General features: G+C 66.2%; 15 protein-coding genes. 6 read left to right on the forward strand and 9 right to left on the reverse strand.

Annotated features, from left to right (window positions below; translation table 11 throughout):
- Positions 1-37 precede the first annotated feature (37 nt).
- Genes AKG11_RS01470 through AKG11_RS01495 form a run of 6 tightly spaced genes read left to right on the forward strand, consistent with a single transcriptional unit; the run spans position 38 to position 5,496 of the window.
- Complete coding sequence (locus tag AKG11_RS01470) at positions 38-910, forward strand: branched-chain amino acid ABC transporter permease (protein ID WP_050742696.1); 873 nt, start codon at positions 38-40, stop codon at positions 908-910.
- The gene (locus AKG11_RS01475) at positions 907-1,830 is read left to right on the forward strand and encodes a branched-chain amino acid ABC transporter permease (RefSeq protein ID WP_050742697.1); all 924 of its coding nucleotides are present in this window, start codon (positions 907-909) and stop codon (positions 1,828-1,830) included. The genes AKG11_RS01470 and AKG11_RS01475 overlap by 4 nt, the downstream gene beginning before the upstream one ends.
- Positions 1,827-2,555 carry an ABC transporter ATP-binding protein gene (locus tag AKG11_RS01480; RefSeq protein WP_050742698.1) on the forward strand — a complete coding sequence of 243 codons (729 nt, stop codon included), beginning with the start codon at positions 1,827-1,829 and terminating at the stop codon, positions 2,553-2,555. Before AKG11_RS01475 ends, AKG11_RS01480 begins: the two co-directional genes overlap by 4 nt.
- Positions 2,548-3,261, forward strand: a complete 714-nt coding sequence (locus tag AKG11_RS01485) for an ABC transporter ATP-binding protein (protein WP_050742699.1) — start codon at positions 2,548-2,550, stop codon at positions 3,259-3,261. The genes AKG11_RS01480 and AKG11_RS01485 overlap by 8 nt, the downstream gene beginning before the upstream one ends.
- Before the next feature lie 21 nt (positions 3,262-3,282).
- Positions 3,283-4,734 carry an aldehyde dehydrogenase gene (locus AKG11_RS01490; protein ID WP_050742700.1) on the forward strand — a complete coding sequence of 484 codons (1,452 nt, stop codon included), beginning with the start codon at positions 3,283-3,285 and terminating at the stop codon, positions 4,732-4,734.
- A 3-nt stretch (positions 4,735-4,737) separates the two neighbouring features.
- A complete protein-coding gene (locus AKG11_RS01495; RefSeq protein WP_050742701.1) occupies positions 4,738-5,496 on the forward strand; it encodes an SDR family NAD(P)-dependent oxidoreductase in 759 nt (252 codons plus the stop codon).
- Between the two features lie 68 nt (positions 5,497-5,564).
- Here the strand turns inward: AKG11_RS01495 and AKG11_RS34330 are convergent, their stop codons facing one another.
- The 9 genes from AKG11_RS34330 to AKG11_RS01535 form a co-directional block, all read right to left on the reverse strand.
- Positions 5,565-5,741 carry a hypothetical protein gene (locus AKG11_RS34330; protein ID WP_156334047.1) on the reverse strand — a complete coding sequence of 59 codons (177 nt, stop codon included), beginning with the start codon at positions 5,739-5,741 and terminating at the stop codon, positions 5,565-5,567.
- Positions 5,742-5,882: 141 nt separating this feature from the next.
- The gene (locus tag AKG11_RS01500) at positions 5,883-6,416 is read right to left on the reverse strand and encodes a 2,4'-dihydroxyacetophenone dioxygenase family protein (protein ID WP_023516221.1); all 534 of its coding nucleotides are present in this window, start codon (positions 6,414-6,416) and stop codon (positions 5,883-5,885) included.
- Positions 6,417-6,439: 23 nt separating this feature from the next.
- Positions 6,440-8,161 carry a thiamine pyrophosphate-requiring protein gene (locus AKG11_RS01505; protein WP_050742702.1) on the reverse strand — a complete coding sequence of 574 codons (1,722 nt, stop codon included), beginning with the start codon at positions 8,159-8,161 and terminating at the stop codon, positions 6,440-6,442.
- 151 nt (positions 8,162-8,312) lie between these two features.
- The gene (locus tag AKG11_RS01510; RefSeq protein WP_050742821.1) at positions 8,313-9,029 is read right to left on the reverse strand and encodes an ABC transporter ATP-binding protein; all 717 of its coding nucleotides are present in this window, start codon (positions 9,027-9,029) and stop codon (positions 8,313-8,315) included.
- The gene (locus AKG11_RS01515; RefSeq protein WP_050742703.1) at positions 9,010-9,774 is read right to left on the reverse strand and encodes an ABC transporter ATP-binding protein; all 765 of its coding nucleotides are present in this window, start codon (positions 9,772-9,774) and stop codon (positions 9,010-9,012) included. The genes AKG11_RS01510 and AKG11_RS01515 overlap by 20 nt, the downstream gene beginning before the upstream one ends.
- Positions 9,771-10,778, reverse strand: coding sequence for a branched-chain amino acid ABC transporter permease (locus AKG11_RS01520; protein WP_023516217.1), 1,008 nt, complete (start codon positions 10,776-10,778; stop codon positions 9,771-9,773). The genes AKG11_RS01515 and AKG11_RS01520 overlap by 4 nt, the downstream gene beginning before the upstream one ends.
- A complete protein-coding gene (locus AKG11_RS01525) occupies positions 10,778-11,641 on the reverse strand; it encodes a branched-chain amino acid ABC transporter permease (protein WP_050742704.1) in 864 nt (287 codons plus the stop codon). The genes AKG11_RS01520 and AKG11_RS01525 overlap by 1 nt, the downstream gene beginning before the upstream one ends.
- Before the next feature lie 189 nt (positions 11,642-11,830).
- Positions 11,831-13,003: an ABC transporter substrate-binding protein gene (locus AKG11_RS01530; protein ID WP_050742705.1), complete on the reverse strand. Its 1,173-nt coding sequence runs from the start codon at positions 13,001-13,003 to the stop codon at positions 11,831-11,833.
- A gap of 139 nt (positions 13,004-13,142) precedes the next feature.
- Positions 13,143-14,198: a 3-carboxy-cis,cis-muconate cycloisomerase gene (locus AKG11_RS01535; protein ID WP_050742706.1), complete on the reverse strand. Its 1,056-nt coding sequence runs from the start codon at positions 14,196-14,198 to the stop codon at positions 13,143-13,145.
- Between the last annotated feature and the right edge of the window lie 30 nt (positions 14,199-14,228).

The raw sequence follows: 14,228 nt of genomic DNA on the forward strand, positions 1-14,228 counted from the left end.
GGTGCATGCCATCGGCCGGCAAATGTAAGGAGCGGCCATGCTCGTCACGGCCTTGTTGTCCGGGCTCGTGCTCGGCGGAACCTATGCGCTGGTCGCGATGAGGCTGACGCTCCAGTACGGCATCGCGCGCATCATGAACCTTGCCTATGGCGAGACGATCATCGCGGCAGCCTTCCTTGCCTATGTGCTGTTCAACGGTCTCGGCATCAATCCGGTGCTCGGTCTTCTAGCCGCCGTGCCGCTCGGCTTTGTCTTCGGCTACCTCATCTACGGCCTGATGATGCGCCCGCTGGTGCGCCGCGCGAAGAACCGGGAGACGCTGGAGATCGACTCCATCCTCGCCACCTTCGGCCTGCTCTTCGTCATCCAGGGCGTCATGCTCGTGCTCTTCGGCAGCAATTATACGAGCTACAGCTATCTCAACATCGGCGTCAGCGTGTTCGGGGCCACCATCGCGGCCAACCGCCTCATCGCCTTCGCGCTCGCCATCGTCCTCGGCAGCGGGCTGTACCTGCTCCTCACCCGCACCCTCTGGGGCACGGCGCTACGCGCCGTCGCCGTCTCGCCGACCTCCGCGCCGCTCGTCGGCATCGATGTCGAGCGTGCCGCCCGCACGGCCTTCGCCATCGGCGGAGCGCTGGCGGCCGCCGGCGGTGTGGTCATCTCCATGTACCAGACCTTCACCGCCACAGCCGGTGTCGTCTTCACCATGAAGGCGCTGATCGTCATCATCATGGGCGGGGTCGGCAATATTCTCGGCGCGCTGTTCTCCGGCCTGCTGCTCGGCCTCGTCGAGACCTTCGTTGCGACCTATGTCGATCCGGGCCTGACGCTCGCCGCCACCTACCTCATCTTCCTCGCCATCCTGCTCTGGCGCCCCGCCGGCCTCTTCGGGAGGAGCGCACGATGACGGCACGCACGATTTTCGGCCTCCTCGTCGCCGGCCTCGTTCTCGCCGCGCTCGCCGCCCTGCCCTTCTTCGCCGGACCCTATGCGGTGACATTGATGATCGGCATGACCGGCTATGTGGTGCTGGCCACCGCCTGGGGCCTGTTCTCCGGCCCGACGCGCTATGTCTCGCTCGCCACCGTCGCTTTCTTGGGTATCGGCGCCTATACGGTCGGCGTCTTCAGCGAGACCCTGCCCTATCCGCTCGTCCTTTTCGTCGCGGCGATGATCGGCCTTGCCGTGGCGCTGGTCGTCGGTCTCTCGACGCTCCGCCTTGCCGGCGTCTATTTCGTGATCTTCACCTTCGGTCTTGCGGAGCTCATCCGCCAGCTCGTCACCTGGTACGAGGTCAACGTAACGGGCACGCTTGGCCGCTACATCTTCCTGCCCGTGACGCCGGAGGGGATCTACTGGCAACTGCTGGCGCTCGCCGCCGCCACCTTCCTCTTCTCCTGGGGCATCGGCCGCACGCGCTGGGGCCTCGCCTTGAAGGTCATCGGTGACGACGAGGTGGTGGCGAGCCATTGCGGCATCGACATCACCAAGCTCAAGCTCGCGCTCTTTGCCGTCAGTGCCGTGATCATCACGCTCGTCGGGGCCATCCAGGCGCCGCGCTGGACCTATATCGAGCCGAGCATCGTCTTCAACCCGACCATCTCCTTCCTGACGCTGATCATGGCGCTGCTCGGCGGGGCGGACCGACTGTGGGGCCCGCTGCTCGGCGCCGTTCCGCTCTTCCTGCTCTTCGAGTGGCTTTCCGCCAACTTTCCGAACCATTATCCGATCATCCTTGGCCTTGTCTTCATCGCCATCGTGTTCCTCCTGCCGAAGGGCGTGCTGGCAGCCGTTGAAAGCCGGCTAAGGAAAGGCGGTGCGCGATGAGCGAACTTCTCGCCCTCACCGGCCTTACCAAGCGCTTCGGCGGGCTTACCGCCGTCAACGCCGTCTCCTTCTCGCTGGAGCGCGGCGAGGTCGTCGGCCTGCTTGGCCCGAACGGCTCCGGCAAGACGACGGTGCTCAACATGATCTCCGGCTTCCTGCCGCCGACCGGCGGGCGGATCGCCCTCAACGGCGAGGCGATTTCCGGCCTTGGCCCGAACCGCATCGCGAGGAAAGGTGTCGCCCGCACCTTCCAGCTGGTGCGCGCGCTTCCCTCGCTGACGGTGGCCGAAAACGTCGTGACCGCACTAGCGTTCGGCCGCCGGAAGCTCTGGGGCAAGGCAGCCCACGAGGCAGCCCAGGCCCATCTTGCCGCCGTCGGCCTTGCCGGACGCGCCGACCAGCCGGCCGGCTCCCTCACCTATATCGACCAGAAGCGCATGGAGCTTGCCCGGGCGCTCGCCGCCGAGCCGGAACTGCTTTTACTCGACGAATGGCTCGCCGGCCTCAATCCGACGGAGCTTCGCACCGGTATCGACCTCATCCTGTCTCTGAGGGAGCGCGGCATCACGGTGCTCCTTGTCGAGCATGTCATGGATGCCATCCGGGCGCTCTGCGGGCGGGCCATCGTGATGAATGCCGGCCGCAAGATCGCCGACGGCCCGACCGCCGAGACGCTGCGGGATCCGGAGGTCGTGCGCGCCTATCTCGGAGACGGCCATGCTTGAGATCCGCGACCTCTCCCTCCACTACGGCCCGCACCTTGCCCTCGACCGGATATCCGTCACCGTCGGCAAGGGCGAGACCGTCGTCATGCTCGGCGCCAACGGTGCGGGCAAGTCATCGCTGCTCAAGGCCGCCGCCGGCCTCGTCCGGCCCGATCCCGGCGCCGATATCCGCTTTGTCGGCGCGGACATTGCCGGCCGGCCCGCGCATCTGGTGCTCGAAGCCGGCATCGCGCTGGTGCCGGAGGGCCGCGGCGTCTTCGGCGACCTGACGGTCGAGGAGAACCTTGCCCTCGGCGCCTATGCCAGGCGCGCCCGCGCCCATGGGAAGGCGAGCCGCGAGCTGGTCTACGGCCTCTTCCCGAAACTCGCGGACCGGCGCCGGCAGTTCGTCAACACCATGTCGGGCGGCGAGCAGCAGATGGTGGCGATCGGCCGCGCGCTGATGTCGAAGCCCGACCTCCTGATGCTCGACGAGCCGAGCCTCGGCCTTGCCCCCGTCGTCGTCGGCGAGCTCTTCGCCGCGCTCGGCCGGGTGCGCGAGAGCGGGCTGGCGCTCTTGATCGTCGAACAGAACGTCAAGATGAGCCTTTCGATCGCCGACCGCGGCTACCTTCTGGAGGCAGGCCGCATCGTCGGCGAGGATACCGCAACGGGACTGATGAACGACGACGCGGTAAAACGCGCGTTCCTCGGCGCAACCGTCTGAATGTCAAGCAGGGAGTAAACCATGTCCGTCCTTGGACTGAAGATCAACAATCTCGACCAGGCCGCCTCCGACGGGCGCACCTTCACCCGCATCAACCCGATTTCCGGCGAAATCGCTTCGGAGGTCGCCGCCGCCTCGCTGGAGGATGCACGCCAGGCCGTCAATACCGCGGCGAAGGCCTTCCCTGCCTGGGCGGCGACCGGGCCCGGCCAGCGCCGAAAGCTGCTTCTTGCCGCCGCCGACAAGCTGCAGGCGAGAACCGCCGATTTCGTCGCCGCCATGGCCGCCGAAACGGGCGCGACGGCCGGCTGGGCAATGTTCAATGTCGGCCTTGCCGCCGACATGCTGCGCGAGGCCGCATCGCTGACGACGCAGATCACCGGCGAGATCATCCCCTCCAACCGCCCCGGCTCGCTCGCCATGGGCGTGCGCCAGCCGGCCGGCGTCGTCCTCTCCATGGCGCCGTGGAACGCGCCGGTCATCCTCGGCGTGCGCTCGCTCGCCACCCCGCTTGCCTGCGGCAACACGGTGGTCATGAAGACTTCCGAAATCTGCCCGCGCACCCACCGGCTGATCGTCGACGCGCTGCACGAGGCCGGTCTGCCGGAAGGCGTGCTCAACGCCGTCTCCAATGCGCCTGACGATGCCGCCGCCATCGTCGAGGCGATGATCGCCCATCCCGCCGTGCGCCGCGTCAACTTCACCGGCTCCACCCGCGTCGGCCGCATCATCGCCGAGACCGCCGGGCGCTACCTGAAGCCGGCGCTGCTGGAACTCGGCGGCAAGGCCCCCTTCGTGGTGCTCGACGATGCCGATATCGACGCAGCCGTCGCCGCGGCAGCCTTCGGCGCCTATATGAACCAGGGGCAGATCTGCATGTCGACCGAGCGCATCGTCGTCGATGAGACGATCGCCGACCGCTTCGTCGCAGCCCTTGCGGAAAAAGCCGCCACACTGGTTGCCGGCGATCCGCGCGAGGGCAACACACCGCTTGGCTCGGTCGTCGATGCCCATGCGGCCCAGAGGCTGGAACAGCTCATCCGCGACGCCGTCGGCAAGGGCGCGGCGCTCTCGGCCGGCGGCAGCGTGCGGGGCACGATCGTCGACGCCACCCTGCTTGACCGGGTGACGCCCGCCATGCGCATCTACGGCGAGGAGAGCTTCGGCCCGGTCGTCAGCGTCATCCGCGTCGGCTCGATCGACGAGGCGGTGCGCGTCGCCAACGACACGGAATACGGCCTTTCCGCCGCCGTCTTCGGCAGGGACGTCAACCGCGCCATGCAGGTCGCCCGCCGTATCGAATCCGGCATCTGCCACATCAACGGCCCGACCGTGCATGACGAGGCGCAGATGCCCTTCGGCGGCGTCAAGGAATCCGGCTACGGACGTTTCGGCGGCAAGGCCGGCATTGCCGAATTCACCGAGTTGCGCTGGATCACCGTGCAGGACGGCGCCATCCATTATCCGATCTGACCCATGGCGCTCCTCCACAACAAGACCGCCATCGTGACGGGCGGGGCCGGCAGCATCGGCCTTGCCGTCGCCCGGCTTTTCCTTGCCGAGGGTGCCAATATCGTGCTCGTCGACAACGACCGCGCGGCGCTTGAACGGGCCGTTGCGGGCCTGCCGAAGGAGCGTGTGGCCTGCGCGGCAGCCGATGTCACCGACAGTATTTCGACGCAGGCCTATATCGGCCTTGCCGTCGAGCGCTTCGGCGGCATCGACGTGCTGTTTTCCAATGCCGGCACTTTCGGCACGGTCGCACCCATCGCCGACTATCCGCTCGACATCTTCGACGCCGTGCAGGCGGTGCATGTGCGCGGCGCCTTCCTTGCCGCCAAACACGCCGTGCCGCATATGCGCGATGGCGGCAGCATCATCATCACGTCGAGCGTGGCGGCGACGCGCGGCGATCCCGGCGTCTATGCCTATATCACCGCCAAGCACGCCCAGACCGGCCTGATGCGCTGCCTTGCCAAGGAGCTTGCCCCACGTGGCATCCGCGTCAACACGGTCAATCCCGGGCCTGTCGACAACGGCTTCCAGCTTGCCGTGGAACAGGGCCTCGGCGCCGCGACCGGCATGGACGGCACGGATTTCTTCAACAGGCTCATCCCGATGGGCCGCCATGCCAGCGCCGAGGAAATCGCCCGCTCGGTGCTCTATCTCGCCTCTGACCAGGCAAGCTTCGTCACCGGCACGATGCTGATGGTCGATGGCGGCATGAGCATCTGACCGCAGCACGGCAAAAGACCCGGATGCAGGGAACATCCGGGCCTTCGGGGAGGTCAATGGGGAGGTGCTTACTTGCAGACCTTGATCTTCTTGATGATGACGTTGCCGTAGTAGTCGTAGGACTTTACCTTCTTGATGAAGCAATGCGGCTTGTAGCCGTAGCTGTAGTAGCCGGCCTGCGAGGGGGCGGCGAAGGATACGGCAGCGACGGCGGCGATGGCAGCGGAAACGATGATCTTGCGCATGGGGTCTCTCCTGATTTCTTTGGGATGAGCCTCTCTCATCCGGTGATCAGAAGGTCGCACATCGCCTCGCCCGCCGCTGTTCCGCAAGAAACAGGCCCTTTTACCTGACGCCGAAGCGATTTCGCTTCGGCTGGAACGGCTCTAGCGAAAAAGCCGCTCCACATAATCCCGCCCGAGCCCGACCTTCTCATAGTGGTCACGACAGAGGGCAATGTAGTTGTGCACGTCGAAGAAGCCGTCCGGCTCACCCTTGTCGTCGAGCCAGATCAGCGGCCCCTTGACCTGGAAGAACACTTTCATCGGTTGCTCGTGCTCATAGGCGACGAGCGTGTGGCCCTCGCCGGGCGTCTCGTAGACGAAATCGCCGGCCGTCGCCGTCCAGTCGTGCTCCAGATAGCCCCACTTGCCCGATATCGTGTAGGCGAAGACCTCATGCGGGTGGTAGTGGCGGTTCACCAACCCCGCCTTCTTCGCCATCAGGATATCGCACCACTTGTTCTGCGTCGGCGAGATCCACAGCGGACGGGAGGAGACGGTCTCGGTGAAGGGCACGTAATAGCGCTCGTCGTCGGTCGGCGCATTCTGGAGATAGACCTCCGGCTGGGCGTCCGGCTGGAACACCGTGTCGATCGGCTTCAGATCCTTCCAGAATTCGTTCTTTGCAAGCTCGGGCATGGATTTCCTCCTCGTATGATGGTTCAGGCGCGGACGGCGATGTCGAGCAGCGCGAGCGTCCGCTTCGTCTCGATATGGTCGATCGCCTCGGCAAGTGCACCGGAAAGGGCGGCGCCGTCGGTGACACGTCTTGCATAGGCCCGGCTCGCCTCGGCGACCTTCACGAAATCCGGCACCGGCGAAAGCGCGGTCAGCGGCATGCGGTTGGTCTTCGCCGCATACCCGTCCGGATAGAGGCCGAGCACCGACTGGCGCACCGCACCCCATTCGGCATTGTTGACGATAAGGACAAGGATCGGCAGTTCCAGCGCCTCGGCGATCTGATGGCAGGCGACGGGATTGGCGAACATGTACGAGCCGTCGCCCATGGTGGCGACGATGAGCCGCTCTCGCCGCGCCAGCTGCATGCCGAGCGCGGCGGGAAAGGACCAGCCGAGGCCGCCGGAATGCGGCTCCTGATACCAGGCCTGATGATGAGAAAGCGTCATCGGTGCCAGCGGGCAGCCGAGTTCGGAAAGCACGGTGGCATTCCGGCCCGCCAGCGCCTCGGAGAGCGTCAGGCTGACGAAATCCTTCGTCATCGGCGAGCCGCCGCCGCGCCGGGCCGCATCAAGAACGCCGGCGCGGGCCATGCGGTTGCGTTCCGCAACCGCCGTGGCACGACGTTCCGCCGTGGCGCGATGGGCGGGCAGCAGCAGGTCCATCGCCGCCTTCAGGGCCAGCAGGCCGGTATCGACATCGCCGGCGAGCGTCACGTCGGAGCGGAAGTAGCGTACCGGCTGGCGCTGGCAGAGCGGATCCTGGGCGAGCTGGATGACCTTGCAGCCGGGCCGGAGCAGATGGACATCCGGCGACCAGGGCGCCAGCGCATCGAGGACGAGCACCACGTCGGCTGCCTCCAGCAGAGGCCCCGGATCGGCCTGTGCGGCCATCGGATGGTCCGTCGCCATGGCAAGCTGCACCGCCCAGTACTGGCAGACGGGAATGCCCCAGTCACCCGCCAGCGCCGCGAGGGCGGCAAACCCCTCGGCCGACCCGGCGCCGTGCTGCGCGAAGATAACCGGGCTCTCCGCCGCCGCCAGAAGACGCGCGGCCTCCGCAACCGCTTCGGCCGATGGCGTGGAGACGGCAGGCATCATGGTTGCCGGCGCCGCAAGGTCCTCCGTCGGGCAAGGCTGGCAGAGCACCTCGCGCGGCAGGCTCATATAGACCGGCCCGCGCGGCGTGGAATTGGCGATGGCATGCGCCCGGTCGACCATCTGCGGGATGTGCTCGGGGAAGCGCAGCTCGTCGTCCCACTTGCAGGCCTCGCGCACCAGCGCCGCCTGGTCGCGCATCTCCTGCCCCCAGCCGATCGGCACGGTGCGTGACCCCTTTCTTCCGCGCTCGGTGACCGGCGTGCGGCCGGAGAACAGGAGAACCGGGATATGCTCCATCGCGGCGTTGATGGCGCCGATGGCGCAATTGGCGAGGCCGACATTGGTATGCGCCATCACCGCCTGGGCACGGCCGGTGGCGAGATAATAGCCGTGCGCCATGCCCATCGCCGCCGATTCATGCGGCATGACGAGCGCTTGCGGCAGGGCGATGCCCTTCGCCTCCGCCTCGGCCAGGCCCTCGATGATTGGCGGAAAATCCGTGCCGGAATTGGCGAAGATAAAGTCGATGCCGACCGCCTTCAGTCGGGCGAGCAGCGCACCGCCCGCCGTCATTGCCGGCGCCCCGGCAAGATCGTCTTCGCCCATCGGAACCTCCCCGTCGTGCGGCAGCCTGCCCGCGGCCGCCGGTCTCCTCGAACCGGACGGCACAGGTCTCAGGCAGCACTCTGACAGGCAGGACAGTGATGTAAAATGAAATGCCGGCCACGATACATAACGAAAGCCGTATGAATTGCTCTCAGTGCAGCCCGCCGACGCCGAGCAGCGCCTCAACCGTGTGCCGGTCGGCAGCGAGCGCCGCCGGAGTGCCGGTCCAGGCGATGCGGCCGCGCTCGAGGATGATCACGTCGTCGGCGAAATCGAGCGCGCTCTGGATGCGCTGTTCGACAAGCAGGATGGTCATCTCGCCGGAGGCCGCAAGCGTACCGAACGCCGCCATCAGTTCCTCGCAGATAACAGGGGCAAGGCCCTCCAGCGGCTCGTCGAGCAGGAGCACGGAGGGTTGGCCGAGAATGGTGCGCGCCGTCGTGAGCATCTGCTGCTCGCCGCCGGAAAGCTGCGAGCCGAGGTTCCTGCGCCGCTCCTTGAGCCGAGGGAACATGGCATAGGCCTCATCGATAGCCGTGCGCGGGCGGCCCTTCAGCCCGACGAAGAGGTTTTCCTCCACCGTCAGCGTCGGGAAGACGTCGCGAGACTGCGGCACGTAGCCGAGCCCCTTCAGCGCGCGGGCGGAGCTGCCCATACCCTCGATCGCCTCTCCGCCGAGGCGGATAGCGCCACCATAACGCTTCGTCTGGCCGGCGAGCGTGGCGAAGAGCGTGGATTTTCCCATGCCGTTGCGGCCGAGCACGGCGAGCCTGCGGCCGGCATCCGCGGCAAAGGAGATATCCTCCAGAACCCGCGTCGGGCCGTAGCCGGCGGAAAGACCGGTGATTTCAAGCGACGCTGCGGGCATCGGCATAACTCCCGAGATAGGCCTGTCGAACACGGGCGTCCTTCGTCACCGCGTCTGGCGATCCGTCGAAGATGATCTCGCCCGCCGCCAGCACGATGACGCGCTTTGCGAAGCGGAAGACAAGGTCCATGTCGTGCTCGATCATCAGAACGGCAAGATCCGCCGGCAGATCGGCAATCGCCTGCTCGATGCGCGCTGTATCGCTCTGCGGCACGCCGGCGGCGGGCTCGTCGAGCAGCAGGACCCTGGGTTTGAGCGCAAGCGCAAGCGCGAGTTCCAGCAATCGTTGCTGGCCGTAGGCGATCTCGCTGACGCGGCGGCCGGCAAGCTGGGCGATGCCGAGCCGGGCAAGCAGCGCATGCACCTCATCCATCACGTCAGGCATGGCGCGGTGGCTGGCGAACATGCGGCCGGACCGGCCTTGGCGCTGCAGGATGGCGAGCGCGACATGTTCCTCCGGCGTCATCTCGGAGAAGAGCCGCGTCACCTGGAAGGACCGCACGAGGCCGCGGCGCACGCGCTCCGTCGGCCCGAGGCGGGTGACATCCTCGCCGCCGAGCGTGACCGTGCCGGAATTCGGCAGGAGATTGCCGGTGACGAGGTTGACGAAAGTCGTCTTGCCGGCGCCGTTCGGGCCGATCAGCGCAACCCGGTCGCCCGGTGCCATCGATAGGGACACATCGTTGGTGACGGCGAGGCCGCCGAAGCTCCGCTTCAGGTTGCGGATATCGAAAATCGCGTTCATCGGTCCTTCCTTCCGCGGCGTTCGAGCAGGGCGGCGAGCGAGCCGTAGAGCCCCTTCGGCGCGAAGAGCACCACGGCGATCAGCAGCGCGCCGACGATGGTGAGCCAGTGGAACGGATTGGCCGCCGAGACGACGTCCTCGAACCACAGAAAGGAGAGCGTGCCGATCAGCGCGCCGTAGAGCGAGCCGGTGCCGCCGAGCACGAGCATGACGAGGGCTTCGGCCGAAAGCGTGAAGGACAGGCTGTCGAGGCCGACGACCTGGGTCGAGATGGCGTTGAGTGCCCCGCCCGCCCCGGCGACGGCGCCCGAGATGGCGTACATCCGGATCAGCGTGCCGTGCACCGAGGCGCCCATGGCGCGCACGCGCAGCGGGTCCTGCTTGATGCCGCGGCAGAGCATACCGAAGGGCGAGCGCACGATCTGGCGCAGAACGACGAAGACGGCGACCAGCAGCACGATGCCGAAGACATAGGCCGTGCGGCCCCACAGGTCGAATTGCCAGAGGCCGAAGACGGCATCCGGCATGATGCCGGCAAGACCGTCGCTGCCGCCGGTCCAGCCGGACGCCTTGTTGGCCGCCTCGTGGGCCAGATGGACGATGGCGATGGACAGCACAAGCTGCGGCAGGCCATGCGCCCGCAGAACGACGGCACCGGAGACAAGGCCGGCGAGTGCACCCGCGACCACGCCGACGGCGAGCATGGCGATCGGATCGGTAATGCCGAAATGGGCCGCCGCGATGCCCGCCCCATAGGCCCCTGCACCAAACAGCGCGGCATGGCCGAGCGTTGCCACGCCGCAGTAGCCGGTGACGAGATCGAGCGAGAGGACCAAGAGCGCGATCGCCGTGATGCGTGTCAGCAGCGCGAGGTTGTTGGGAAAGAGGAGATAGCCGAGGACGGCGACCACAAGGATAACGAGGACCCCGATCGCATCGCGCGTCAGGCGGGCGCGGCGGTCGTGGGTGGTGGAGAGGTTGTCGGTGTTCATGGTGAGCGCCATCACTTCATCCTTCCGGCAAGGCCGCGCGGGAAAATCCAGACGATGGCGATGACCGCGAGATAGAAGAAGAATTCGCCGAATTCCGGCATCAGGTAGCGCCCCGTCGTATCGATGGCGCCAAGCAGCAGGCAGGCGGCGAGCGCACCCGGAATGGAGCCCGCCCCGCCAACCGAGACGACGACGAGGAAGGTCACCATGTAGCGCAGCGCATAGTAGGGCTCGATCGGCAACAGCTCGGCGCCGACGACGCCCCCGAAGGCGGCAAGGCCGACCGCGACGGCGAAGCTGACGGCATAGACGACCTCGGTCTTCACTCCGAGGGCGGCGGCCATGGCCGCGTTGTCGACGCTCGCGCGCAACTTCACGCCGAAGGCCGTGCGCTCGATGAAATACCAGAGGCCGAGCGCGACCGCGGCACCGCAGGCAATGACGAAGAGGCGATGCGCCGAAACCGTACGGAAGCCGAGGCTGACCGGCGCGCGCAGGCTTTCCGGCGTCGGAATGGTCTTCAGCGTCGGCCCGAAGACATAGTTGGCGATGCCGATGACGCAGAAGGTGATGCCGATGGTCATCAGCACCTGCGTCAGCTCCGGCTGGCCATAGATGCGGCGATAGAGCAGGCGCTCGACGGGAATGGCGATGAGGATGGTGCCGAAGACGGCAAGCATGACGGCAACGGCATAGGCAAGGCCGAGGTCGCGCGCGGCATAGGAGGCGATGTAGCCGCCGATCATCGCGAAGGCGCCATGCGCGAGGTTGACGACCCGCATCAGCCCCATCGTCACCGACAGGCCGATCGAGATGACGAAGAGCACCATGCCGTAGGCGAGGGCGTCGACGCCGATGCTGAAGACCGTTTGCATCCAACTATCCTGCTGTGGTGGAGGAACAGCCCCTCATCCGGCCTGCCGGCCACCTTCTCCCCGCGAGCGGGGCGAAGGGACATGCTGCACCGTTCTCCTCAAATCTACACCGTGGTGCGGGGCACGTCCCCTCTCCCCGTCTGCGGGGAGAGGGGTAGGAACAAGCCATTTGCCAGGCAGCAACGATTGTTATTTCGCCGCCGCAAGGCCGGGGTCGCCCTGCTTTTCGAAGGTCTGCACCTCCTTGTTGTAGTAGGTCCCGTCATCGGCCTTGGCCACTTCGCGCAGGTAGATGTTCTGCGTGATATGACGGCTTGCCGGATCGATCGAAACCGGTCCGCGCGGGCTTTCCCAGGAAAGACCCTTCACGGCCTCGACCGCCTTGGCCGCATCCTGCGCGCCGCCCGTCGCCTCGATCATCTTGTAGATGACATGCATGCCGTCATACGCGCCAACCGCGGGGAAGGAGAGCTCCGCCGGATTGCCGATCGCCTTGCCGGCGGCCTCGACGAATGTCTTGTTCTCCGCTGAATCGTGTGAGACGGCATAGTGGAAGGTGGTCGTGAGACCCAGCGCCGCCTCGCCGAGCGCCGGCAGGTCGGATTCCTGCGTCAGGTCGCCGGGCGCGAAGAACTTGATGCCGCCGGCTTTCAGACCGTTCTCGTTGAAGGCCTTGACGAAGCCAAGCGTCGTCGGGCCGGAGGGCAGGAAGGCGAAGACGCCCTCGGCGCCCGAATCCTTGATGCGCTGCATGATCGGCGAGAAGTCGTTGGTCTGGAGCGGCATGCGGATCGCCTCGACAATCTCGCCGCCCGCCGCCTCGAAGCCCGCCTTGAAAGCAGCTTCCGCATCGACGCCCGGACCATAGTCGCTGACGACGGAAATGACCTTTTTGGTGCCACCGTCGAAGGCGACCTTGGCGATCGGCGTCGAAGTCTGCCAGGTGGTGAAAGAGGTGCGCACCACATAGGGGCTCTTGGCGACGATGGCTGACGTCGCCGCGTTCATCACCACCATCGGCACATTGGCCTGTTCGAGCAGCGGGGTCGCGGCCATCGCATCCGGCGTGAAGTAGAATCCGGCTAGGTACTGCACGCCTTCCTTGACGACGAGCTCCTGCGACAGCGCCTTCGACTGGGCCGGATCGGCGGTCGGGATGTCGCGGTAGATCACCTCGATCGTGTCGTCGCCAACCGTGTTACCGTTCAGCGCCATATAGGCGTCGATGCCTGCCTTGAAGTTCTTGCCCTGGAGCGCGAAGGGGCCGGAGAACGGCCCGACGACGCCGACCTTGATTACATCGGCATGGGCAGCACTTCCCATCAGCACAGCCGCCAGCGCGGCGATCGCGACATGTTTCATGTTTTCCTCCCTGAAAGGCCGGTCTCCCACCGGTGCTCGATCCTGTCCAAAACTGGATTTTTGTCAGATTGACAGATGAAACGGTAATGTAAAATGAAAAAATATGGCTATTTCATAACTTAGAAATTATGAAAACACATCAGGCCGCACCCAGATGCCGAACGGACGACAGCATCGTATCGGCCAGGTGAAGGGCAGCGCCGGTGGCGACCACCATCTGTGGCAGGATCATCCATTCCAGCGTCCAGGCCGCCCCGGAACGCTCCTGTTCATGCACCATCGCCTGCGCCAGACCGCCGAGCTGTGCCGCATTGAACCGGGCAAGCGCGACCAGCCCTTCGGCGGCGACCGGGTTCTGCTTGTGCGGCATGGCGGAGGAAGAACCGCCGCCGGCAAGCGCAATCTCGTCGCCACGGTCGGCCATCAGGACGACATCCTGCCCGATCTTTCCAAGGCTGCCGGTGATGCCGGAAAGGAGGGCGGCAAGGTCCATGATGCGGTCACGCTGGCTATGCCACTGCGGGACATCTGCAAGACCGAGATTGCGGGCAAGCACGGCACGCACGGCCGGTGCTTTCTCGCCCAGTTTCTCCAGCGTGCCCGCCGCGCCGCCGAACTGCACGACAAGCCCCTCCTCCATCAGACCCTTCAGGCGCGTATGATGGCGCTCAAGTGGCGCACGCCAAGCGCCGACGCGGTCCGCCACGGTAATGGGGATGGCAGCCTGCATGCGGGTGCGCCCCATCAACACCCGGTCGCCGAAGGTGACGGCGAGACCATCGAGCACGCCGGTCAGCGCTTCCAGCCGGTTTTCAAGAACAGGCAAGACGCGTGAGAGGCGCAGCATCAGCCCGGTGTCGACGACATCCTGGCTGGTCGCGCCGACATGTACATGCCGGCCATGCGGCTCGCCAACGGCGGCGCGGAGTTGGCGAACGAAATCGGGCACCACCACACCGTCGCGGGCGGTGGCGGCCCTGAGACTCGCGACATCCGGCGAGAAGCGGTGCGCGGCAGCCTCGATCGCCCCGGCGGCTTCTGCCGGGATCACACCCGCCTCTACTTCGGCCCTTGCCAGCGCCACCTCGAACGCGAGCATGGCCTCAAGCTCAGCAGCGACGGAAAACAGCGCTGCCACCGCCTCGTCGCCGAGCAGGCCGGAGAGATAGGGATGGTCGAAGGGAGAAACGGTCATGTGTCGCTCTTTTCCGATGGGAAGCGCGTG

The organism is Shinella sp. SUS2, assembly GCF_001262505.1.
GTDB lineage: Bacteria > Pseudomonadota > Alphaproteobacteria > Rhizobiales > Rhizobiaceae > Shinella.